General features: G+C 71.8%; 15 protein-coding genes. 11 read left to right on the top strand and 4 right to left on the bottom strand.

Features of this window, described 5'->3' with window-relative positions:
• Window positions 1–2 precede the first annotated feature (2 nt).
• The 6 genes from ACWENQ_RS01720 to ACWENQ_RS01695 are packed head-to-tail and all read left to right on the top strand — an operon-like array spanning window position 3 to window position 8,078.
• Window positions 3–944 carry a glycosyltransferase family 2 protein gene (locus tag ACWENQ_RS01720; RefSeq protein ID WP_449917332.1) on the top strand — a complete coding sequence of 314 codons (942 nt, stop codon included), beginning with the start codon at window positions 3–5 and terminating at the stop codon, window positions 942–944.
• On the top strand, window positions 941–1,744 hold the full coding sequence (locus ACWENQ_RS01715; RefSeq protein WP_449917334.1) for a polysaccharide deacetylase family protein: 804 nt from the start codon (window positions 941–943) through the stop codon (window positions 1,742–1,744). The genes ACWENQ_RS01720 and ACWENQ_RS01715 overlap by 4 nt, the downstream gene beginning before the upstream one ends.
• A complete protein-coding gene (locus ACWENQ_RS01710) occupies window positions 1,737–3,062 on the top strand; it encodes a lipopolysaccharide biosynthesis protein (protein ID WP_452412598.1) in 1,326 nt (441 codons plus the stop codon). Before ACWENQ_RS01715 ends, ACWENQ_RS01710 begins: the two co-directional genes overlap by 8 nt.
• An 8-nt stretch (window positions 3,063–3,070) precedes the next feature.
• Window positions 3,071–5,983, top strand: coding sequence for a hypothetical protein (locus ACWENQ_RS01705; protein ID WP_452412597.1), 2,913 nt, complete (start codon window positions 3,071–3,073; stop codon window positions 5,981–5,983).
• A gap of 50 nt (window positions 5,984–6,033) precedes the next feature.
• A complete protein-coding gene (locus ACWENQ_RS01700; RefSeq protein WP_452412596.1) occupies window positions 6,034–7,221 on the top strand; it encodes a DUF418 domain-containing protein in 1,188 nt (395 codons plus the stop codon).
• 50 nt (window positions 7,222–7,271) lie between these two features.
• Entirely contained in the window at window positions 7,272–8,078 is an 807-nt protein-coding gene (locus tag ACWENQ_RS01695) for an SDR family NAD(P)-dependent oxidoreductase (RefSeq protein ID WP_354913612.1), read from the top strand.
• Here ACWENQ_RS01695 and ACWENQ_RS01690 read toward each other — a convergent pair.
• The 3 genes from ACWENQ_RS01690 to ACWENQ_RS01680 form a co-directional block, all read right to left on the bottom strand.
• Window positions 8,075–9,457: a GH39 family glycosyl hydrolase gene (locus tag ACWENQ_RS01690; protein WP_452412595.1), complete on the bottom strand. Its 1,383-nt coding sequence runs from the start codon at window positions 9,455–9,457 to the stop codon at window positions 8,075–8,077. The two genes, ACWENQ_RS01695 and ACWENQ_RS01690, sit on opposite strands and share 4 nt — an antisense overlap.
• Window positions 9,458–9,565: 108 nt before the next feature.
• A complete protein-coding gene (locus ACWENQ_RS01685; protein WP_452412594.1) occupies window positions 9,566–10,318 on the bottom strand; it encodes an SDR family oxidoreductase in 753 nt (250 codons plus the stop codon).
• A gap of 43 nt (window positions 10,319–10,361) precedes the next feature.
• Window positions 10,362–11,408 carry a phosphotransferase family protein gene (locus ACWENQ_RS01680; RefSeq protein ID WP_452412593.1) on the bottom strand — a complete coding sequence of 349 codons (1,047 nt, stop codon included), beginning with the start codon at window positions 11,406–11,408 and terminating at the stop codon, window positions 10,362–10,364.
• 260 nt (window positions 11,409–11,668) lie between these two features.
• Between ACWENQ_RS01680 and ACWENQ_RS01675 the strand changes: the two genes are divergently transcribed.
• Together ACWENQ_RS01675 and ACWENQ_RS01670 are read left to right on the top strand one after the other, a co-directional pair.
• Window positions 11,669–12,688 (top strand): GNAT family N-acetyltransferase, encoded by a 1,020-nt coding sequence (locus tag ACWENQ_RS01675; RefSeq protein ID WP_354913619.1) that lies wholly within the window; start codon window positions 11,669–11,671, stop codon window positions 12,686–12,688.
• Window positions 12,685–13,806 (top strand): DegT/DnrJ/EryC1/StrS family aminotransferase, encoded by a 1,122-nt coding sequence (locus ACWENQ_RS01670; protein WP_449917353.1) that lies wholly within the window; start codon window positions 12,685–12,687, stop codon window positions 13,804–13,806. Before ACWENQ_RS01675 ends, ACWENQ_RS01670 begins: the two co-directional genes overlap by 4 nt.
• Here ACWENQ_RS01670 and pdxR read toward each other — a convergent pair.
• A complete protein-coding gene (gene pdxR, locus ACWENQ_RS01665; RefSeq protein ID WP_452412592.1) occupies window positions 13,787–15,184 on the bottom strand; it encodes a MocR-like pyridoxine biosynthesis transcription factor PdxR in 1,398 nt (465 codons plus the stop codon). The genes ACWENQ_RS01670 and pdxR overlap by 20 nt on opposite strands.
• Window positions 15,185–15,240: 56 nt before the next feature.
• Between pdxR and ACWENQ_RS01660 the strand changes: the two genes are divergently transcribed.
• From ACWENQ_RS01660 to ACWENQ_RS01650, 3 genes are all read left to right on the top strand, one after another.
• Window positions 15,241–15,876 carry a pyridoxamine 5'-phosphate oxidase family protein gene (locus ACWENQ_RS01660; RefSeq protein WP_452412591.1) on the top strand — a complete coding sequence of 212 codons (636 nt, stop codon included), beginning with the start codon at window positions 15,241–15,243 and terminating at the stop codon, window positions 15,874–15,876.
• Between the two features lie 65 nt (window positions 15,877–15,941).
• The gene (locus tag ACWENQ_RS01655; RefSeq protein WP_452412590.1) at window positions 15,942–18,278 is read left to right on the top strand and encodes a protein kinase domain-containing protein; all 2,337 of its coding nucleotides are present in this window, start codon (window positions 15,942–15,944) and stop codon (window positions 18,276–18,278) included.
• 139 nt (window positions 18,279–18,417) lie between these two features.
• Window positions 18,418–20,043, top strand: a complete 1,626-nt coding sequence (locus ACWENQ_RS01650; RefSeq protein ID WP_452412589.1) for a protein kinase domain-containing protein — start codon at window positions 18,418–18,420, stop codon at window positions 20,041–20,043.
• The last annotated feature ends 15 nt before the right edge of the window (window positions 20,044–20,058 follow it).

Here is a 20,058-nt window from a genome sequence, read left to right as displayed (position 1 = left end):
TCATGAAAAGTTCGGTCGTCATCTGCGTCTACACCGAGGACCGCTGGGAGGACATCAGGGAAGCGGTGGAGTCCGTCGAACGCCAGCGGCGTCCCGCGCATGAGCTGATCCTGGTCGTCGACTACAACCCGGATCTGCTGCTCAAGCTGAAGCGGGCCTATCCACGCGCCATCGTGGTGGAGAACGCCCACGACAAGGGGTTGTCGGGCGGCAAGAACACCGGGGCCGACGTGGCGACCGGCGACATCGTCGCCTATCTCGACGACGACGCCGTGGCCGACGCGGGGTGGTTGGAGGCTTTGGAGGAGGGCTTCCAGGACCCCGCGGTGGTCGGCGTGGGAGGCAGGACCGACCCGCTCTGGCAGACCGGCAGGCGCCCCGGCTGGTTCCCCCACGAGTTCGACTGGACCGTGGGGTGCAGCTACCGGGGCATGCCCGCCGTACGGTCGCCCATCCGCAACGTCATGGGCGGCAACGCCGCGTTCAGGCGTCAGGCCGTCGGCGAGGTCGGCGGCTTCCACAGCGGCATCGGCCGCAGCGTGCAGGGCCGCAAGAGCCGCCCGCTGGGCTGCGAGGAGACCGAGTTCTGCATCAGGCTCGCCCAGCGCAGACCCGGTTCCGTCATGCTGTACGAGCCCGCCGCGGTGATCGGCCACAAGGTGCCGGCCCAGCGGGCCACCTTCGCCTACTTCCGTTCCCGCTGCTACGCCGAGGGCCTGTCCAAGGCCCTGGTCACGCAGAGCGTCGGCACGCAGGACGGGCTGAAGAGCGAGCGCGCGCACGCGCTGAAGGCGCTGCCGCTTGGCGCGCTGCGCGGCCTGGGCGACGCGGTGCGCGGTGACGCGTCCGGGCTCGGCAGGGCCTTCGCGATCGTGATCGGGCTGGCCTGGACGACCTGGGGTTACGTGGTCGGCTCGGCCCGGCTGAAGGCGGTGCGCGCATGATCAGGGTGCCGATCCTGATGTACCACTCGATCACCGAGCGGCCCAACCAGGACACCAGGCCGCACGCGGTGCGCACCTCCGACTTCGCCGAGCAGGTCGACTACCTGTCGACGCGGGGCTTCACCCCGCTGACGGTGGCCGACCTGGTCGCCGCCGTCCACAAGAACAACGGCCGGTCGCTGCCCGACAAGCCGGTCGTGCTCACCTTCGACGACGGCTACGCCGACTTCCACGCCAACGCACTGCCGATCCTCGAGCAGTACGACTTCCCCGCCACGGTCTTCCTGACCAGCGGCTGGGTCGCCGACGCGGGCAAGGACGCCGCGGGCCGCCCGCTCGACGACATGCTCACCTGGGGCCAGGCGCGCGAGATCGCGCAGTCCGGCATCGAGATCGGCGGCCACAGCCACAGCCACCCCCAGCTCGACCAGCTGCCCGACGCCGAGCTGCGGCAGGAGCTGCGCAGGAACAAGGGGCTGCTCGAAGACAGGATCGGCGCGCCGGTCGCCACGATGGCCTACCCCTACGGCTACTCCAGCGCCAGGGTGCGCCGCGAGGTGCGCAGGGCGGGCTACTGGGCGGCCTGCGCGGTCAACAACGCGCTGGCCGCCGACCGCCACGACCTGCTGGCCATCCCGCGGCTCACCGTGGGCAGGCAGACGTCGATGAGCATGTTCAGGCGCGCCGTCGAGGGCTCCGCGGTGCCGTTGATCTACCTGCGGGAAAGGGTGCTCACCAAGGGCTACGCCGTGGTGCGGCGGACCAGATACGGGCTGCAGCGGGTACGCGGGAATGTCTGAGCGAACGGTCCTGCACAAGCTCCTGCAGGACCTGCGCAACCCGCTGTTCCGCAACGGCTACGCGCTCATGGCCAACACGGCGATCACCGCCACCCTCGGCATGGGCTACTGGCTGCTGGCCACCCGCTTCTACACCCCCGAGGAGTTCGGCAGGGGCCAGGCGCTCATCACCGCGATGCGGCTGTTCGCCTCGCTGACCGCGCTCGGCTTCGTGGGCGCGCTGGCCAGGTACATCCCCGTCGCGGGCCGCGGCACCGGCGCCGTCATCCTGCGCGGGTACGGCATGGCGGCCGCCACGGGCGGCGCCGCCGCCGTCGGCTTCCTGCTGACGCTGCCGGTGTGGGGCGACATCTACGCGGTGCTCGGCACTCCCGCCATGAGCCTGTTCTTCCTCGGCTCGGTGCTGGTGTGGTCGGTGTTCACCCTGCAGGACGTGGCGCTCACCGGGCTGCGCCAGGCCACCTGGGTGCCGGTGAACAACCTGGTCTTCGGCGTGGTCAAGATGGCCCTGCTGGCGGTTCTGGCGAGCCGGCTGCCCGACGGCGGCATCTTCGTCTCCTGGATGATCCCGACGGCGATCGCGCTCGTCCCGATCAACTTCCTGATCTTCGGCATCCAGGTGCCGCGGCACATCCGCGCGACGGCCGAGCAGAACGCCGATCCGCCGCGGCTGCGCGAGATGGGCAGGTTCCTGGCCGGCGACTTCCCCGGCACGCTGTCGATGCTGGCGATCGTCTACCTGGTGCCCGTGCTGGTCGCGGCCAGGCTGGGCGAGGCCGCCTTCGGGCGCTTCTCCATGGCGCACACGCTGGGCTGCATGATCGAGCTGCTGGCGATGAACATGGCGGTCTCGCTGACGGTGGAGGGCTCGTTCGACCGTTCGAGCCTGGCGGCCAACGCCAGGAGGTCGCTGAAGCGCGCCCTGATGATCATCGGACCGATCATCGGCGTGGCGCTGGTCGCCGCCCCGCTCATCCTGACCATCTTCGGCTCGGAGTTCGCCGTCGAGGGCACCACGCTGCTGCGGCTGATGGCGCTGGCGGTCCTGCCGAGGGTGCTCATCGAGGTCTACCTGAGCTCGTTGCGCGCGCTCGGGCGGGCGCGGAAGCTGGCGGTGGTGCAGATCGGGTTGGCGGTGCTCGTGCTCGCCTCGATCATGGCGCTCTTCCCGGTCGCAGGCGTGAACGCCGTGGGATACGGTCTTCTCTTCAGCGAGATTTTGGTAGCGTTGTTGATCTTCAGAAGTCTCCGTAAAATTCTCAGACATGGCGATACCGGGCAACCACGCGTCACGCAAGCGTCGCCTGAGGTCGCATGATGGTCAACGTGAGGCAACCGGCGGGCGAGGCGATGGCAAGGGACACGACCGGCACGTCCGCGGCTTCTGACGCCGCGGAGGTGGAGGAGAGCGACGTGTCGGAGGAGCCCGGCTTCGACCCCGACGCCACCGGCGTGATCCCCCGGATCACGATCCCCCTGGACGACCCCGCCACTCCCGAGGCCGGTGCCCGTGAGCCGGGCGCCCAGGACGAGGACGCCGCCCCGCCACCCGGCGACCCGGAGGCCGACGACCCGGAGATCGCCGAGGACGAGGCCACCCAGGAGAGCGCCCTCCCGCAGGCGGCGCAGGCCTCCGACGACGAGACCACCGGGGAGAGCGCCCTGCCGCAGGCGGCGCAGGACGACGACGAGGACGACGTCACCCTGGAGACCGCCCTGCCCGGGCGGGACGAGGGCGGCGGCGACGAGACCAATCCCGTCATCCGGCCGCCCGAGCCGGAGCCGGAGCTCGACGACGTCACCGAGGTCACCCAGGTCGTACGCCTGCCCTCGCCTGCGCCCCGGACCGGCGCGCAGCCCGAGGAGGCCGCTGACGAGCAGGAGGACGGCACCGAGGCCACGACCGTCGCCAAGCGCGTCCCCGTCGCCGAGTTCGCGCACGTCGGCCGCGCCCCCGAAGCCCCCGAAGCCCTAGAAGCCCCCGAAGCCCCTGAAGCCCCTGAAGCCCCCGGAGTCCCCGAAGCTCCAGACGCGCCCAGGACGCCTGCCGTACCGCAGCGGAAGCCCGCCGCCCCGGGGTGGGGCGCGCGGCTGGCGGCGCTGGCGCAGAGCGCGCCCCGCTGGCTGCCGGTCGTGCTGGTCATCGAGGGCCTGCTCATGTACGTCCTGGCGCTGCGGGTCTCGCCGGGGCCGCTGCGGGGCGTCGACCCCGCCGACATCAGCGGACTCGGGCTGATCTCCGCGATGCCGTTGAGCGCGTTCTTCGCGATCATCCTCATGATCGTCTCGTTCTTCATGACGGTCACGCAGAGCACCGACCGCAAGTTCCTGCTGCTGTTCCAGATCGCCGCGATCACGTTCGCCCTGCACGGAGCGGGGGCGATCGTGGCCGAGGCGCCACGCTTCCCCACCGCGTACGTGCACGCCGGCTTCGTCGACTTCATCTCCAGGACCGGCGAGACGGCCATCTCCCTCGACGCCCGGATGGCCTGGCCCGGCTTCTTCGCGCTCTTCGCGTTCGTCGGCAAGGCGGCGGGCATCACCGACTTCACGACGATCCTCAACTGGACGCCGCTGCTGTCGAACCTGCTCTACCTGCTGCCCTTCGTGCTGATCCTGCGCCAGGTGGTGGCGACCACGCGGGCCAGGTGGTTCGCGGCGCTGCTGTTCATCCTCGTGCAGTGGATCGGCCAGGACTACTTCTCGCCCCAGGGCTTCACCTTCGCCCTCTATCTGGCCTTCGTGGCGATCCTGCTGCGCTGGTTCGGCAAGGTGGAGACGCGCGCCAGGCCGCTGCCGGCCAAGGGCCGCATCCGCAGGCTGCTGGCCAAGCTCGACACGATGCTGCCCGGCGAGCTGGCCTACACCGGCACCTTCAGGGCCGACAAGCTGCTGATGCTGCTCATGCTGATCGCGCTGTTCTTCGCCGCGACGGCCTCGCACCAGATCACCCCGTTCATGATGCTGGGCGTGCTGACCGCCTTCCTGCTGGTCAAGCGGACCTCGCTGACGTGGGCGCTGCCGTTCTTCTTCGGCCTGGTGGTGCTGGCGTGGATCAGCTACCAGACGGTCGGGTTCTGGCAGGGCAACATGGACGCCATCTTCGGCGGCATCGGCCGGCTGCTGGAGAACCTGCAGCGCGGCACCGGTGACCGGATCGCGGGTAGCGACCCCATCCACGCCTTGGTCCTCAAGACGCGTCTCGGCATCTGCGCGGTCGTGCTGCTGCTGGCGGCGGCGGGTCTGTTCAGGCGGCTGCGCCGGGGCGTGTTCGACAGGGCGGCGCTCGTCCTGCTGTGCGTGCCGGTGCTGGCCATGGGCCTGCAGAGCTACGGCGGCGAGATGGGCCTGCGGGTCTACATGTTCATGCTGCCCGGCGCCTGCCTGCTGGCCGCCTACGCCTTCTTCCCCAACCTGCCCGCCGACGGCGAGGACGCCTCCGACGAGACGGTGCCCTTCCGCAAGCGCAACGTCAGGTTCCACCCGCGGACCACCAGGATCGTCTCGATCGTGCTGGCCGCGTGCGTGGCGGTCGCCCTGTCGATGGCCTTCCTCATCGCCCGCTACGGCAACGAGAAGTTCGAGCGGGTGACCGCGGGCGAGGTCGCCGCGATGCGCTACGTCTACGAGCACGACCAGCCGAGCGCCAGGGTGCTCTACCTGACGCCCAAGCTCGGCCCCGAGGTCACGCCGATCCTGCCGTGGGGCGAGAAGGACTTCGAGAAGGTCGACTTCACCCAGCAGGCGCTGGTCCACAAGGACCCGACCGACATCAAGGGCGTGGTCGACAAGCTCAAGAGCAGCGAGCGCAACACCTTCCTGGCCGTCACCCGGGGGCAGGCCGCCTACCTGCAGCTGAACGAGGGCTACCCGGACGACTGGTACCAGCGGTTCGTGGCCGCGCTCGACGGCTCCAAGGAGATCAAGAAGGTTTACTCCAACGAGAGCGCCGCGCTCTACACGTGGAAGAAGTTCGTCAAGGGCACCGAGATCCCGTCGCCCCGTTACGCCAGCGGCCGTCCCGGCGATCCTGGCTCTCCTTGGAGCGTCGTCGGCGTGCTGGCCCTGGCCGTCACCTGGCTGGCCCTGTTCTCCTACGAGGTGATCCGCCTGCACGGCAGGGACAAGGCGCCGCGAGCCCGCCGCAGGCTGCTGTGGGTGGCGGTGCCGGCGTTCGTGATCGCGCTCGCCGTGATCGTGGAGCGATTCCTCTACATCGGTCTAAATATGTTCCACTAAATTCTGAAAAGTCACAGCAAACCCTTAGGTTGCGAGATGATGTCCCCTTGATGTGGACATCATCTCGCGCGTCCGGAGACCGGATCGCCGCCGTCGACGCGCTGCGTGGCTTCGCGCTGCTCGGCATCCTTGCCGTCAACATCGCCTTCCTCGGCTCCGGCTACCGGATGGCGGGCCTGCCGGAACCAGGGTTCGACGGCCCCCTCGACTGGGGGGTGCGCTGGTTCGTCACCATGTTCCTGGAGAACAAGTTCTACCTGCTGTTCTCCTTCCTGTTCGGCTACAGCCTCACCCTGCAACTCGACTCGGCCGCCAGGCGCGGCGCGGCGTTCTCGCCGATGTTCCTGCGCCGGCTGGCCGGGCTGTTCCTGTTAGGCCTCGCGCACGGCGTGCTGCTGTTCCCCGGTGACATCCTGGCCACCTACGCCGTGGTCGGGCTCGCGCTGCTGGCGTTACGGACGCTCCCGGCGCGGACCGCGCTGATCGCGGCCGTCACGCTGACGTCGTTGCTCGCCGTCGCCTTCGTCCTCGCCGCCGTGGCGGCCGGCCTCGGCTTCCACGTGCCGGGCACGGGTTCGGGCGGAGTGGCCGAGGCGCTCAGGACCGACATGCTGCTGCGCGGAGGACCCGGAATGATCATCGCCGAGCACCTGCACGAGCTGTCGATGATCGCCGTACTGCGCGTGCTGTTCCAGGGGCCCGCCGTCCTGGCCGCGTGCCTGGTCGGGCTCGCCCTCGGCAAGCAGGGCGCGTTGCGCGCGCCGAACCCGGCGACGCTGCGCACGCTCCAGCGCTACGGCTTCACGGTGGGGATCGCCGGCCAGGCCATCCACGCCTACTCGACCTGGGGCGGCTCGAGCGGGGTGCTGCGCCTGCTCGGCCAGGCGGTCGACCTCGTCACCGCGCCCCTGCTGGCCGCCGCCTACGCGGCCACGCTGCTGCGCCTGCTGCCGCACCTGCCGCGCCTGGGCCGGCTGCTGGCCGCTCCCGGCCGGATGGCGCTGACCAACTACCTCGGGCAGTCGGCCATCTGCTCGCTGATCTTCACCGGGTACGGCCTGGCGCTCGTCGACCGGGTCAGCCCGCCCGCCGAGATGCTCGTCGCGCTCGCCGTCTTCGCCTTCCAGGCGGCCGCCAGCCACTGGTGGCTGCACCGCCATCGCTACGGCCCCGTGGAGTGGCTCCTGCGCGCGCTCACCTACTGGAAGATTCCCGCGAAAAAAGTGCAACCGACCTGAGGGGGCCGGTGTTTCAGGGGATGTATCGACATTCACTGAAAGGTTCACTCATGGATCTGCAGCTCTCCGGCCGCGTGGCCGTCGTCACCGGGGCCTCCAAGGGCATCGGCCTCGCCACCGTCGCCACCCTCCTGCAGGAGGGGGCGAAGGTCGTGGCCGTCTCCCGCAAGAGCAACCCCGAGCTCGACGCGCTGGCCGGACCCAACCTGACGCACGCCGCCATCGACCTGATGGACCCCGACGGGCCCGCCGCCGCGGTGCAGCGTGCCGTCGAGGTCTACGGCGGGCTCGACATCCTGGTGAACAACGCCGGCGGCCCGCCGCCCGGCGTGAAGCTCCCCCGTTTCAGCTTCCTGGCGCCGACGGACGCCGACTGGCGGGAGATGTTCGAGTTCAACCTGTTCGCGGTCGTGCGGGCCGTACGGGCGGCGATCCCGCACCTGCTGGAGCGCGGCGGCGGCGCGATCGTGAACGTCACCACCGGCGCGGTGCGGCAGCCCGGCGCGATGAACGTCGACTACCAGGCGGCCAAGGCGGGCCTGCTGAACGTGTCGAAGGCGCTGTCGGAGGAGTACGCGCCGCAGGGCATCAGGGTCAACACCGTGGCCCCCGGCCCGGTCAGGACCGCGTGGTGGACGGAGGAGGGCGGCGCCGCCGACATCCTCGCCGGAGTCACGGGCGCCGACCGTGACAGCGTGATGGACACGGTGGCGCCGCAGATGATGAACCTGGCGACGGGCCGGCTCGTCGAGCCGCAGGAGGTCGCCGACGTGATCGCCCTGCTGGCCTCACCCCGCTCGGCCAGCACGACGGGCGCGGAGTTCGTCGTCGACGGCGGGTTCCTCAAGGCCGTCTAGCCGGTGCTGCCGCGCTGGCTCCACTTGATCTCGTAGGGCCCGAAGGTGAACTGCTGCCCGTCCACCGTCGCCGTCAGCTGCGCATCGGTGGTGTTGACCATCACCATCTGCTGCGGCTGGGCGAGCACGCGCACCTTCGGGTCGCTCGAGGTCACCTGCTCGAGCCGCACGTCCGCGGGGAACCACTTGACGAACCCGCTCAGCAGGCCCGCCATCGGCATCTCCTCGCCGGTGCCGGGCACCCACAGGCAGGCGTGGCACGCGCCGGCGTCCTTCTTGTGCGGGTTCCAGTAGAGCGCGGTGGTCACGCCGCTCTTGGCGAACTCCATCATCGCGGTGGCCTGCACCGCGGCGGTCCGCTCCTCGGTCCAGCCGGTGTTCTCCGGCTCCATGTAGTACTCGGCCCACCAGACGGGCAGGTCGGGGGCCTGCTGCCGCAACCACGCGGTGATCGCGGTGAACTTGGCCGTCGCGCTGAACTCGTCGGGGGTGGGCGGCTGGTCCCTGGTCATGGTGGCGCCGTCGATGACGACGAAGTCGGCGCCCTTCTTGTTCTTGATCCAGTACTCGATGGCGCCGAGCACCCGCCGGTCGACGGTGCCCCACGGGCCGGTGACGGGCGATTCGCCCGCCGTCGGCGCGTGATGGTCGATCGGCACGTACGGCCCGCCGACCTTGATCTCGGGGTTGACCTGCTTCAGCGCGTCGTAGACCTTGTTGTAGAGGTCGGTGTAGGACTCGGCGTCCCAGGTGTTGGTGGTCTGGTTCCAGAAGCCCTTGAACTCGTTCCAGACCATGAAGTGCTTGACGGTCGGGTAGCGCTTGGCGACGGTCGCGGCCAGCTTGGCGTAGTCGTCGAAGTGCTCGCGCCGGGGGGCGGTGGTGGCGTTCTTCGTCCAGTCGGTACGGCCCGGCGTGCCGCCCCTCATCCAGTCGGGGGCGCAGCACAGCGTGATGATCGGGATGCCCCGCGTCTCGGAGATCAGCTTCATCCGCCGGTCGAGGTCACGGAAGTCGTACCGGCCGGGGCTCGGTTCCGGGTTGCCCGCTCCCCAGCCCATGACGTGCTGGTTCTGCAGCATCGGCTCGCGGCCGAGCACGTTGGCCGCGCCGTTCTTGCCCTCGTCGGTGTCCTGGTCGGCGCTGTACTGGGTGTGGGTGACGCCCCAGCGCGGCCAGCCCTCCGTGACGGGCGGCGCCGCCAGGGTGGGCGCCGCCTGCGACGGCGGGATGGTGGCCGGTTCGCCCGAGGCGCCCCTGGTCCTGGTTCCCGCGTAGATCATGATGCCGGCGACGAGGATCACCGCGACGACTCCGGCGGCCAGGGCGATCGGCCACGGGGAGCGCCGTTGCGCGTGACGGCCGTTCGTCGGTATCACCGGGGTCCTCCTGAAGCGTTCCAACATGACGGAGCCGGGTCGATGTGCCCGGCTTTCCACCAAAGGTAACCGGCTCGGTTACAGAACGCTTGAATGTTGCTCTACCGATTAGCTGGGAGTCGGCGGCCGCTGCCCTCCGGCGGGCCCCGGCACGCCAGCATATCGGTAGGGCACCGGCGGCCTGCCTGGCTGGACGATCAGCAGGGTACCGGGGTCATTGGTGTAGAAGGCCGCTTCCACGGCGCCCGCGACGTCCTCCGCCGTGAGCAGCGGGAAGCCCGCGCCGACGAACATGTCGCGCTGCCCGGCGACGAGCGGGGTGTCGGTGAAGCCGGGACACACCGCGCTGATCCTGATCCCCGTCCTGGCCAGCCGTTCGGCCAGCGCCCTGACCAGGCCGACGACGGCGTGCTTGGTCATCGTGTAGACGGGGTCGCCGTCGTAGCCGACCAGGCCGGCCAGCGAGGCGGTGACGACGATCGCGCCGCCGCCCGAGCCCGCCAGCACGGGCACGGCGGCGTTGACGCCGAAGACGACACCGTCGACGTTGACGCCCATGGCGCGGCGGTAGCGCTCCAGGTCGAAGGCGGCCAGGTCGACGCCGCCGGCGATGCCCGCGTTGAGGTGGACGAGGTCGAGCCTGCCGTACCTCTCGACGGCCAGGTCCACCGCGCGCCGCGAGGTCTCGGGGTCGCTGACGTCGCCGGCCAGCCACGCCCCGCCGACCTCCTTGGCGACGCGTTCGACGCCCGCCTCGTCGAGGTCGACGAGGAGGCATCGCGCCCCTCCCGCCGCCATCCTGCGCGCCACCGCGGCGCCGATGCCGCTGGCGGCTCCGGTGATGAGGACAACGCTGCTCATCGGATCTCCTTCGCTGTCGCTGGTGCGCCCTGCCCGGGCCGGATCACGAGATGCCGTGGTCGAGCGTGCGGTGGTCGAGCGTGCGGTGGGCGCGGGCGAGCAGGAGGGGCACGGCGTCGCCGATGCGGTCGAACCCCTCCCCCACGGTCTTACCCTGCCGGAACCTGGCGTGGATACCCTGCACGATGACCGCGAGCTTGAAGTTGCCGAACGCCACGTAGAAGTCCAGGTCGGCGAGGTCCCTGCCGGACACCTTGGCGTAGTGGGCGGCGAACTCGGCGGCGCCGAGGAAGCCGGGGGCGAGCGTGACGTCGCCCGCCACCGGGATCGAGGCGCGCTCGTCGTCCCCGTGGTCGTGCCAGTATGTGAGTGTGAGACCCAGGTCGGCCAGCGGGTCGCCGAGCGTCGACATCTCCCAGTCGACGACCGCGCGGATCTCCGGTGGGGCGAGCCGTACCAGCGTGTTGTCGAGGCGGTAGTCGCCGTGCACGAGCGTGGCGGCCGAGGTGGCGGGCATGCGCTCGCGCAGGCGGGCCACGAGGCGGTCGTAGACGGGGTCCTCGCGGTCCGCGGAACGGGCCCACTGCTGGCACCAGCGATCGAGCTGCCTGGCCAGGTAGCCGTCGGGGCGGCCGAAGTCGCCGAGGCCCACGGCCGTGTAGTCGACCGCGTGGATCTCGGCCAGCACCTCGGCCAGCCGCTGCGACAGCCGCCTGGTCTCCTCCACCCCCGGGGCGCCCAGCTCGTCCCTGTCGCGGACGGCCGCGCCGTCGACGTGGCCCATGAGGTAGAACGGCGCCCCGATCACGTCCTCGTCGGGGCAGAAGGCGAGCGGCGGGGGGACCGGTACCGGCGTGCCGTCCAGGGCGGAGATGACCCGCCACTCGCGGCGCATGTCGTGCGCGGTCGGCAGGACGTGGCCGAGCGGAGGGCGGCGCAGCACCACCCGCTGTTCGGTCGCCTCGACCAGATAGGTCAGGTTGGACCTGCCGCCGGAGATCAGCGACACCGAGACGGGCGCGCCCGCCGCCGGCACGTGCTCGCCCATCCACGCGGCCAGACGCGGCCAGTCAATGCCAGGTACCGTCATGGAACCACATTAGAACCTGGTTCTGTTCACGCCACCAACATGAGAACTCCCTAAATTTGCCAGCAGTGGCGGCCCACCACTCCCCCATATCCCTTAACGTTTGCTGTGAACCGCCATGCATGGTCTGCTCAGGAAGTACCCCCGACACCCGACCATGCCGCACGGCGGGCGGGGACCGCACACCCCAGTAGGAGCCCATGCGCATCACTCTTGTTCACCCCCGTGACCTGGGGCGCCCGGAAGTGGACCGATGGAGGGCCTTGCAGGAGGCCGACCCGTCCTTCGACAATCCCTTCCTCTCGCCGGAGTTCACGATCGCGGTAGGCGAGTCGCGCGACCAGACACGCGTCGCCGTCCTCGAGGACGGAACCGACGTGGTCGGATTCTTCCCCTTCGAGCGGCATCCGCTCGGCATCGGCAGGCCGGTGGCCGCCGGCCTGACCGACGCCCAGGGCATGGTCATGCACACCAAGGCGGAGATCGACGCGCAGAAGCTGATCAAGAGCTGCGGGCTGGGCGTCTTCGAGTTCGACCATCTGGTGGCCGGGCAGCCGATGCTGGCCGAACGACACGAGCTGCACCCCTCGCCGGTCATCGACCTGAGCGACGGCTGGGCGCCGTACACCGACTACCTCATGGCCAACTCCGGCAAGACGTACAAGAGCACGCTGGCCAAGTCGCGCAAGCTCCAGCGCGACGTCGGGCCGCTGCGCCACGACTACGCCGTCACCGATCCGGCGCCCCTCCACACGCTGCTGGCCTGGAAGACCGACCAGTACCGCCGCACGGGCCGCACCGACAGGTTCGCCACCCGCTGGATCGTCGAGCTGGTCGAGCGGCTGCTCGCCACACAGACCGAGGCGTTCGCCGGCGTGCTCGACATGGTCTACGTCGACGGCGTCCCGATGGCGGGCCATTTCGGCCTGCGCACCAGGCACACGCTCGTGGGCTGGTTCCCCGCCTACGACACCGCCTACGCCAAGTCGTCGCCCGGTCTGATCCACCACCTGGCCATGGCCGAGGCCGCGGCGGCCGCCGGGATCAGGCTCATCGACATGGGCCGGGGGCCCAAGGAGTACAAGGAGAAGCTCAAGACCGGCGACCTCCACGTCGCCGAGGGCAGGGTCGCGCGCGCCAGCGCGGGGGCCGGCGTCCACTGGATGATCAGGGTTCCGGTGCGCAAGGCGCGCGGCGCGGTCATGGCCAACCCGCTCCTGCTCAAGACCGCCGACCGCGCGCTGAAGACCTACGGCCGCCTGCGCACGGCCCTGCAGGCGTGAGCGCCGTCCGGGCGCTCGAGGAGCGCACCGGCCGACACTGTCTCGCGCTGCCGTCCAACCGGCTGGGCCTCTACCTCGCGCTGCGCCACTTCTGCGCGCCGGGGCAGCGGCTGCTGATGTCGCCGATCTCCGCCGACGAGATCCTCTTCCTCGTCCTCGCGGCGGGGCTGGTGCCGGTGATCGCGCCGCTGTCGCGCCGTACCGGCAACATCGACCCGGCCCGCGCGGACCTGTCCGGCGTCGACGCCGTGCTCACCACCAACCTGTACGGCCTGCCCGACGATCTGCCCGCCTTCGACGGCAAGCTCCTCATCGAGGACGTCGCCCACGCGATGGAGACCACGGTCGGCGGCCGGCCGCTCGGGACGTTCGGCGCGGCGGGGGTCTACAGCCTCTCCAAGCACGCGGGCGCGGGCTCGGGCGGCGTGCTGGCCGTCGCGGACGCCGCCGACGCCAAGGCGCTGGCGCAGGCGCGCGACCTGCTGCTGCAGCCCGGATCCTGGCGTGCCGAGCTGCTGAGCGTGGCCAGCTCGATGGCCCGCCAGGCGGCCCTCACCTTCGACCTGGTCCGTCCCGCGCTGAGGCTGATGCGCGCCCTCGGCATGGAGGAGGAGCGCGAAGGCTATCGCATCGCGCTGCGCGCCCCCGAGCTGCGGGCGGCCATGGCGGGCGGCCCCGCGCTGCCGCCCTTCGACCCGTGGGTGCGCGCCGACCTCCACTCCTACCGCACCAGGCGCGGCGGGCCGGCCCGGTGGTACCAGGGCCGCAAGGTGGCCAAGGTGGCGCGCGTGCGGCCACGGCGGCTGGCCGGGGTGCGGCGGCTGGCCGAGCTGCCGAGCGTGGCCGAGGGCGTCCTCGACCACCTGGACCAGCCCCTGTTCAGGGTGCCGCTGCTGGTGGAGGAGCGGGATCGGGCCATCGCCGCGCTCGAACGCCGCGGCGTGGCCACCGGCTACCTCTACGCGCCGCCCTACGACGACTACGCCCCCGGGTTCACGACCCCCTCGCCCGCTCCCGCCGACGCCCGCTGGTGGGCCGAGCACGTGCTGCCCGTCGATCCGGTCTACGCCGACCGCGCCCTGCCCGTGCTGAGGGAGCTCACTCCAGCCCGCGGATGAGGTCGGCCAGGATCTGGCAGCCGCGCCGCACGTCGGCGAGCGAGGCGGAGCCGTACCCGATGACCAGGCCGTGCACCCGTGGCGCCCCGTGGTGGTGGCGGGCGGTGGTGTCGAGCAGGACGCCCGCCGCGGCCGCCGCCGTCACGACACCGGCCACCGCCGAGGGTCGCAGCTCGGCCAGGACGTGCAGGCCCGCCGTGTCGCCGTGCAGGCGGCAGACCGGGCCGAGGAGCTCCACCACGGCCGCGCGGCGGCGGGCGTACTCCAGGCGCATCCTGCGCAGGTGCCGGTCGAGGTCGCCGCGCTCCAGCAGGGTGGCGACGGCCTGCTGGACCGGGCCGCTGGTGCGATCGGACAGGTCGTTCCTGATGGCGGCGATCCGCCGCAGCAGCTCCGGTTCGCCGACCAGCCAGCCCACCCCCACGTCGGGGGCCAGCGACTTCGACAGCGTGCCGAGCAGCACCACGCGGGCCGGGTCGAGGCCGTACAGGGCGGGCAGCGGGGCCACGTCGTAGCGGAACTCCGCGTCGTAGTCGTCCTCCACGACCGTCGCCCCGGTGCGCCGCGCCCAGGCCAGCAGCCGTTCCCTGCGCGGGATCGGCAGGCGCCCGCCCATCGGGTACTGGTGGGCGGGAGTGGTGTAGAGGACGCGCAGATCGCCGGGCAGGTCGTCGACGATCACGCCGTCCTCGTCCACGGGGCACGGCACGATCGCCGCGCCCCTGGCGGCGAAGACGGCGCGGGCCACCCGGTAGCCGGGCTCCTCGACGCCCGCCCGCGCCCCGTGGCCGAGCAGGGCCATGGCGACCAGGTCGAGGCCGTTGCCGGTGCCCCTGGTGACCAGGACGTTCTCCGGGCCCACCGCGATCGCCCGCGTCCTGCGCAGGTGCTCGGCCAGCAGCTCCCGCAGGAACGGCAGGCCGTAGGGGTCGGGGTCGGCGCCCGGTGGCAGGTCGGCGGCCCTGCGCCAGGCCCGCTTCCACGCCGCCGCGTCGTAGTCCTTGACCCACGGCTCGCCGGGGGTGAGGTCGATCAGCGGGGCGGCCCGCCGTACCGGGGGGACCACGGCGGGGGCGGGCGCGGGTGCGGGGCGGGGCGTCTCCTGCGACAGGTCGGCCACGTAGGTGCCCGAGCCGTGGCGGCCGTCGAGCCAGCCCTCGGCGTAGAGCTGCTGGTAGGCCTCCGTGACCACGGTACGGCTGACGCCGAGCTGCGCGGCCAGCCCCCGCGAGGACGGCAGGCGGATCCCGGCGGTGAGGGCGCCCGCGCGCATGGCGTCGCGCAGCCAGTCGCCGAGCTGCACGGACAGCGGCACCGCCGAATCCCTGGTCAGGACGACGGGCAGGTCGACGAGGGTGCGCACGGAAGTGGTCTCCAAGAAGCGGTTATTAGTGGACATTAACGACAGGTCCACTATCTCAATAGCGTGACGGCATGCTCTCCACCACACCCCGCACGACGCTCGGACGCGAGAAGCACCGCGGCAGCACCGACAGGAACGACCTCTACGAGGTGCTCGACTCCGGCCTCATCTGCCATCTGGGCGTGGTGGTGAACGGTCACCCCATGGTCGTGCCCACCGGCTACGGCCGCATCGGCGACACCCTCTACCTGCACGGCTCCACCGGCGCCCGCTCGCTGCGGGCGGGGTCGGGCGAGCAGGTCTGCGTCACCGTCACCCACCTCGACGGCCTGGTGCTGGCCCGCTCGGTCTTCAACCACTCCGTCAACTACCGATCGGCGATCATCTACGGCGCGGCCAGGCTGGTCACCGACGAGGAGGAGCGCATGGCCGGCCTGCGGGCGCTGACCGAGCAGCTCGCCCCCGGCCAGTGGGACTACGCCAGGCAGCCGACCCGCAAGGAACTGGCTGCCACGGCGGTGCTCGCGCTGTCGCTGGAGGAGGCGTCGGTCAAGGTGCGCGGCGGTGCGCCCGTCGACGAGGACGAGGACTACGCGCTGCCGGTCTGGGCCGGGGTGCTCCCGCTGGTCACCTCGTGGGGGGCGCCCGTGCCGGACCCGGTGCTGCCCGAGGGGATCGACACACCGGGCCATATCAAGGAGCGTTGACCGCCAACCAGAACGGCGGATCGTACGTCTCATCAGGTGGGCCAGACTCCTGATGGGAGAGCGCCATGGTTTGGAGCGCCCCCGGCTACACCGAGATACGGCAACTCGGGGCGGGCGGAAGCGGCAGGGTCGTGCTCGCCGTGCACGACGACACGGGCGTCAGCGTCGCCGTCAAGTACCTGTCGGAGCGGGTGCGCCACGAGCCCGGGGCGCTGGCCGCCTTCAGGGCCGAGGCCGAGGTGCTGACCACGCTGGTGGATCCGCACATCGCCAGGATGTGGGAGTACATCCAGGAGCCCGACGGCGCCGCCATCGTCATGGAGCTGGTCAACGGCGTGTCGCTGCGGGCGCTGCTGCGCGAGCACGGCACGACCGGGCCCGAGGCGGCGCTGGTGGTGCTCAAGGGTTCCCTCCTCGGCCTGGAGCGGGCGCACGCGGCCCACCTGGTCCACCGTGACTACAAGCCGGAGAACGTCATCGTCAGGGACGACGGCGTCAGCAAGCTGGTCGACTTCGGCATCGCCGTACGGCACGGCACCGCCACGCGGGCGACAGGCACCCCGCCGTACATGGCCCCCGAGCTGTGGTCGGGCCGGCCCGCCTCTCCCGCGACCGACGTCTACGCGGCCACCGTGGTGTTCTACGAATGCCTGACCGGGCACCGGCCGTACCGCTCGACGGAGTCGCACGTCCTCGGCTACCAGCACCTGCACGCGCCCGTCCCCCTCCACGACGCGCCAGAGGGCGTGCGGGAGCTGATGGCGCGCGGCCTGGCCAAGGACCCCGCCGACCGCCCGCCGAGCGCGGCCGCGTTCGTGGGCGAGGTGGAGCGGGCGGCGCTGGCCGCCTACGGCGAGGAATGGGAGGAGGACGGCAGGCGCCGGCTGGCCGCCCTGGTGGGGCTGCTGGCGCTGCTGCTGCCACAGCCGGCGACCCCGCCGCCCGCCACGAGCTCGTCCTTCTTCCGGACCGTCTTCAGGAACACCGCACGTACGGCCCGGCGGCACGGCAAGCGGCTGCTGATCGGCACCACGGCGGTCGCGGTGGCCGCGGGCGTGACCGGCTACGTGCTGGCCGGCAGGGACCGGCCGCCCGCGGCGACGATCGACGTGGTGGCGTCCGAACCCTCGACCGCGGCCGTGCCGCCGAGCCCGGCGACGCTGGCGACCGGCACGCCGGAGGCCGGCGGCGAGCCGACCGGCGAGCCGGACGTCGGCGCCGGATCGAACACCGGCCAGGAGACGCAGGCCCCGCCCTCTCCCACCGGTTCACCGGCGGGGCCGCCCTCCGCCTCACCGTCGCCGAAGCCGCCCACAACGACTCCCACGCCGCGGCCGTCCACCCCGACCCCGACACCGACACCGACGCCGACCCGCACTCCGACACCCACGCCCTCCCCCACTCCCACACCGACGCCGACGCCCGGCACCCCGACGCCGCGGCCGGTGACGAACGTGTCGGCGCTGAACGTCGGCGCCCTGTCGGTCGACGCGGCCGGGCGGGCCGCCGCCACCGTCTCCCTGCGCACCACGGGCACCGGGCCCGTCACGCTCACCACCCGCCTGGCCGTCGACGGCCAGGTCGTGCGCACCGCACGCAACCGGGTCAGCGGCGCGACCACCTACACCCACCCCGTCGGCCACGACCTCGGCGAGCGGCGCTGCGGCAGGATCGTCACGCTCACGGTCACCACCTCACCCGCCGCGCCAGGCGGCGCGAAGACCGTCAGCGCGCCGCTGCCCGCGTGCCCGACGACCGTCACCGGGCTGCGGGTCTCCCTCGCCGTGGCGCAGGCGCCCGGACGGGCCGCGCGCGCCAGGATCGCCGTCGAGACCAGCGGCACGGGCGAGGTGCCCGTCACCGCCACGATGGCGCTCGACGGCGACCAGGTCGCCGCCAAGACGCTCTCGCTGTCGGGGGACACCTCCTACACCGGCGCGTTCGACCACACCTTCGGCGAGCGGCCCTGCGGCGGGACGGTCACGGTGACCGTACGGGCGGGCGACAGGCAGGACAGCGCCAGCGCCGGCGTGCCGTGCCCCGCCGCGGTGCGGCAGGTCTCGATCGCCAGGGCCGCGCTGAACGCGCGCGGCCGTGCCACCGCGATCGTCACCGTCGCCGCCGCGAACACCCAGCCGGTACGGCTGAGCGTCGCCTTCGGCGTCGCCGGCCAGGTCCGGCACACCGAGTCGGTCGAGCTGTCCGGCCAGACCGCCTACACCGCGACGGTCGGCTTCACCGTCCCCGACCTGCCCTGCGGATCGTCCTGGACGGTGACGGCGGGCACCAGCCCGGCCGCCGCGAACGGCACCGCCTCCGCCGGCGGCAAGACGCCCACGTGCGAACCGCCGGCCGAGACGCCCACTCCACAGCCGGGCGAGAGTGATGATCACTCCTCATGAGAATCGTGGCCACTGGTCCGCCGATACGGCGCTGAGCTGCGAAAAGAAATGGCCGGAAGTCCGATAGCCACGTTTCTCCTGAGTAAGCTACGATCCGTTCTGATGTGGGTGGGGGCCCAGAGGATTCAGAGGTGATCTGATGGACCGGTGGGGGGTCCCCGGCTACACCGAGGTGCGCGAGCTCGGCTCCGGCGCCTCGGGACGGGTGATGCTGGCCAGGCGTGACCACGACGGTGTCGAGGTCGCGATCAAGTACCTGTCCGACCGGCTGCGTGACGACGTCGGGTTCGTGGCCAGGTTCCGGCACGAGGCCCGGATGCTCGGCAGCATGCGCAGCCCGTACAACGTCCGCCTGCTCGGCTACGTCGAGGACGGCCAGGGCGCGGCGATCATCATGGAGCTCGTCGACGGCGTCTCGCTTCGGGCGCTGCTCGACTCCGAGGGGCCGACGGGGCCTGAGGCGGCCCTGGCCGTGCTCAAGGGGGCGCTGAAGGGTCTGGCCGCGGCGCACGCGATCGGCGTCGTGCACCGCGACTTCAAGCCCGAGAACGTGATGGTGCAGGGCGACGGCAGCAGCAAGCTGGTCGACTTCGGCATCGCCGTCCGGCAGGGCGAGGGCGCCAACTCCGCGGGGACCCCCGCCTACATGGCCCCCGAGCAGTGGTCGGGCGGGCCCGCCACCGCCGCGAGCGACGTCTACGCGGCCACGATCGTCTTCTTCGAGTGCCTGACCGGCATGCGGCCCTTCCGCGCCGCCACGGTCGCCGCGCTGGCCCGGCAGCACCACGCCACCCCGCCACCGGTCGACGAGGTGCCCGAGGCGCTCCAGCCGCTGGTGGAGCGCGGGCTGTCCAAGCACCCGGTCGAGCGTCCGGCCTCGGCCGACGACTTCCTCGACGAGCTGGAGGTCGTGGCCGCCCGCGCCTACGGCCCCGACTGGGAGGAGCGGGGCAGGCGCCGCCTGGCCAGGCTCGCGGGCCTGCTGCTGGTGCTCTTCCCCGGCACCGGCGAGGAGACGCTGGAGACCAGCACGACGCTGGCCGAGAGCGAGTTCGCCGAGCCGCGCGGGATCGTCTCGAGGCTGGGCGTGAAGACGCTGGTGTGCGTCGGCGTCGTCGTCGTGATCGGCACGGTCACCACCATGCTGCTCACCTCGGGCGACGACGACCCGGCGCTGAGGGCGCAGACCTCGCCCGCGACGCCGACGATGTCGCTGATCGAGGCGCCGTCGCCGACGGGGTCCGCCACGGAGGAGCCCACGACCGAGGAACCGTCCGCCGAGGAGACGGTCGCGCCGGCCACCACCTCGACGGCGACGCCCTCGCCGACCGTCGCCGCGCCCAAGAAGACCACCGCGACGCCGAAGCCGCCGAAGCCGTCGAAGCAGCCGGTGCGCCGGTCCACGCCGCCGCCCCCGCCGCCCACCGCGAGCAAGAAGCCGACGCCCACTCCTGAGCTAGACGTGACACTGCGCGGCAGGTCCGACAACGACCCCGCGCCGTCGCGGACGCCCTCGCAGTCGGCGACCACGTCCGCGCCGCCGCCTCCGCAGAACACCCCGTCGGAGACACCCAGGGAGACGACCTCCTCCGAGCCGTCCCCGTCCAACTCCGACGACGGCGGGGAGACGCCCAGGGTCACCGAGACCCCGTCGGCGACGGCGGTCCCGGGGCTGCTGGCGATCGGCCTGATGACGTCCGGCGCGGTACCGGTCACACTTGCGGTGAAGCGCCGTGTCGCTGGACGGCACAGGAAGCAGAGGTAGCGGGGGCGAGGCACC

It is taken from the genome of Nonomuraea sp. NPDC004354 (assembly GCF_053602555.1).
This window is presented reverse-complemented; position numbering and strand designations above follow the sequence as displayed.

Excerpts from the sequence above, each read along its gene's own strand:
- ACWENQ_RS01710 (WP_452412598.1), top strand. The coding sequence starts at position 1,737 with ATGTCTGAGCGAACGGTCCTGCACAAGCTCCTGCAGGACCTGCGCAAC.
- ACWENQ_RS01715 (WP_449917334.1), top strand. The coding sequence starts at position 941 with ATGATCAGGGTGCCGATCCTGATGTACCACTCGATCACCGAGCGGCCC.
- ACWENQ_RS01680 (WP_452412593.1), bottom strand. The coding sequence starts at position 11,408 with ATGACGGTACCTGGCATTGACTGGCCGCGTCTGGCCGCGTGGATGGGC.
- ACWENQ_RS01685 (WP_452412594.1), bottom strand. The coding sequence starts at position 10,318 with ATGAGCAGCGTTGTCCTCATCACCGGAGCCGCCAGCGGCATCGGCGCC.
- ACWENQ_RS01700 (WP_452412596.1), top strand. The coding sequence starts at position 6,034 with ATGTGGACATCATCTCGCGCGTCCGGAGACCGGATCGCCGCCGTCGAC.
- ACWENQ_RS01720 (WP_449917332.1), top strand. The coding sequence starts at position 3 with ATGAAAAGTTCGGTCGTCATCTGCGTCTACACCGAGGACCGCTGGGAG.
- ACWENQ_RS01695 (WP_354913612.1), top strand. The coding sequence starts at position 7,272 with ATGGATCTGCAGCTCTCCGGCCGCGTGGCCGTCGTCACCGGGGCCTCC.
- ACWENQ_RS01660 (WP_452412591.1), top strand. The coding sequence starts at position 15,241 with ATGCTCTCCACCACACCCCGCACGACGCTCGGACGCGAGAAGCACCGC.
- ACWENQ_RS01655 (WP_452412590.1), top strand. The coding sequence starts at position 15,942 with ATGGTTTGGAGCGCCCCCGGCTACACCGAGATACGGCAACTCGGGGCG.
- ACWENQ_RS01650 (WP_452412589.1), top strand. The coding sequence starts at position 18,418 with ATGGACCGGTGGGGGGTCCCCGGCTACACCGAGGTGCGCGAGCTCGGC.